Here is a 2,384-nt window from a genome sequence, read left to right on the forward strand (position 1 = left end):
AATCCGTTATTATACTCTTAAAAACTTTTTAAACCATTTAGGAACATCAAAAACAGGAAAATATGAAGAGCCTGTACCTTTAGACCCATGTGGAGAATTGGAAAACACTTCTTCTTCAAATGGAAACGCAACTAATGGTGGATCAAGGGGATATAGCGATCCTAATGCCCCTACCAATATGAATAGTAATTCTTATGTGAATGTAGGTTATTATAATTATTATGGTGGTGGTGGCTCAAAAGGAACAGTAGAAGTAGGACAAGGTTATTTTGGAAGACCATCTAATGCTCAAAAAAGAAACAATAAATCTGGAAAAACTTCAGATACCGATTGTCCTATTGATGAAATATTAATTCCTGTAAATATTCTTCGAATTATTAATAAACTTACGGGAAAAGCGAAATGTATTTATAATAAAATGGAGGACAACAAAAACAATATAAACTGGATACTTGAAAATTTCAAAGATGGTAAAAAACCATCTAAGTTCAATTTAAAATTTGTAATGTCAACAACTCTTGGAGATGGAACTAATGCGTCTACTGCTACACCTAAACAAAGTGGAATAGCCAATACTTTTGTCATTAGAATTAATCAAAACAGAGCTGAAAATAAAAATACTGCTTTAACAATTGCTAGAACTATTATACATGAAGGTATTCACGCAAGACTTTGGGAGTTTATGTATTCTAGAGATAAAAAATTAGCTCTTATTAAAAATGATTTCCCAGGTATTTACGAATATTACAAAAAATATGAAAAAAACTGGGATCATCAACAAATGGCCGCATTTTATAGAGAGACTATTGCTAAAGGGTTAAAACAGTTTGATAGCGGGAAACATACAGATGAGTTTTATGATGCCTTAGCTTGGGAAGGGCTTTCTGAAATCAAAGATAAAAATGGGAATAATGATATAATATATTCAGAGGCTTGGAAAAAAGAACCAAACAAAACTAAAATTTTAAACATTATAAAAAACCATAAAAAAAATGGAAGTAAAAACTGTAATTAAGAGCGTATTTTATTTAGTTACTATTTTATGTTTTACTGCAAATATTATGGCGCAATCTATTGCTTCTAAAAATTTGTTATTTGATAATTCAAAGGATAGCATAATTGTAATAGATACTATTAAATATTATAAAATTGATAAAAATTTATTTGATATTAATCGATTTAACCAAATAGACACAATTTATAAAAATAGAATGTCAGAAATTAAATACGTATCTATCAATGAACTCTGGAAGGAAGGAAAAAAATTATTTCATAAAGTGAGCGAAGATGAAAACTTGTTTATTGAGACATATAATGAAATTTTCGAAAAAATTTATGTTATAGAAAAACTCCCAAATTGCAAGTATAAACGAACAAGAGTTTGGTGGATAGATTATTAATAGCCACTCATAACTACCACTAGAAAATGCTGGCAGAAGAGGTTTAGGGTGTGATTAATATATAATATGTTAAAGAAGTAAGGTGAAAAATGCGATTAATATTTTGCTAATAATTTTAGTTAGCCTACTTTATAGTAAAACGTATTCTCAAAATAGTTTGAACGGAACTTATTGTAGGGATTATACTTTAAATGACTTTGGAAAATGTTTGAAATTTGAAAAAGAAATATTTAATTATATACACTCGGGACATAATGGTATTAACGAGTCTGGTAATGGAGAGTATAAAATTTCAAGTGATATTATTGTTTTAAATTATAATAAAAGTGAAATACGAAAAAAAAGTTATCATATTTCCAAAATATGGAAAAACAATAAAGATAGTATTAATGTTGTATTTGAGTTTTTAGATTTTGAAAATAAACCGATTCCATATGTTAATGTTTTTTATAAGGATAGTCTTCTAAAAAAAGGTTATAATGGATTTGTTGCTAGTAAGGAAGGTTTTGTATCCTATAAGTTAACCAAAGAGAAAGAAGTTTTTGAATTTTCTTTCTCTAATATAGGATTTGAACAGTATAAGATTTTAATTGATAAAAATTTTAATTATCTAATATCAATTTTTTTGGAGAGAGAAGGTATTGGCACACCTATTAAAAACCAGATAGATACATTAAATATTGTAGAGTTAAAATCAGCTTTTTTTAAAGTGAAAGAAAAGAATGGAAAAATAACAACGTGGCGTAAAAAAAGAATTAATTAAACAAGTATGGAAAGCTGTTTATTGAAGTTGTAGCTTTCCCTTTGTCATGGAATATGAAATGGAAGATTCCTATTTTTCTAATCCTAGTCAAGAGAAAGACCAAAAAAAAGCAATCCGTTATTATACTCTTAAAAACTTTTTAAACCATTTAGGAACATCAAAAACAGGAAAATATGAAGAGCCTGTACCTTTAGACCCATGTGGAGAATTGGAAAACACTT

General features: G+C 27.8%; 2 protein-coding genes and 1 pseudogene. All 3 read left to right on the forward strand.

The window, feature by feature from the left end:
• Nucleotides 1-1,015: pseudogene (locus V3V28_RS01330) on the forward strand (hypothetical protein); the annotation flags it as partial.
• Nucleotides 993-1,400, forward strand: a complete 408-nt coding sequence (locus tag V3V28_RS01335) for a hypothetical protein (RefSeq protein ID WP_331363218.1) — start codon at nucleotides 993-995, stop codon at nucleotides 1,398-1,400. The pseudogene V3V28_RS01330 and the gene V3V28_RS01335, both read left to right, overlap by 23 nt.
• Nucleotides 1,401-1,482: 82 nt before the next feature.
• Complete coding sequence (locus tag V3V28_RS01340; RefSeq protein ID WP_331363219.1) at nucleotides 1,483-2,163, forward strand: hypothetical protein; 681 nt, start codon at nucleotides 1,483-1,485, stop codon at nucleotides 2,161-2,163.
• The last annotated feature ends 221 nt before the right edge of the window (nucleotides 2,164-2,384 follow it).

Source organism: Polaribacter sp. (assembly GCF_036480315.1).
Taxonomy (GTDB): Bacteria; Bacteroidota; Bacteroidia; order Flavobacteriales; family Flavobacteriaceae; genus Polaribacter.

Excerpts from the sequence above, each read along its gene's own strand:
- V3V28_RS01335 (WP_331363218.1), top strand. The coding sequence starts at position 993 with ATGGAAGTAAAAACTGTAATTAAGAGCGTATTTTATTTAGTTACTATT.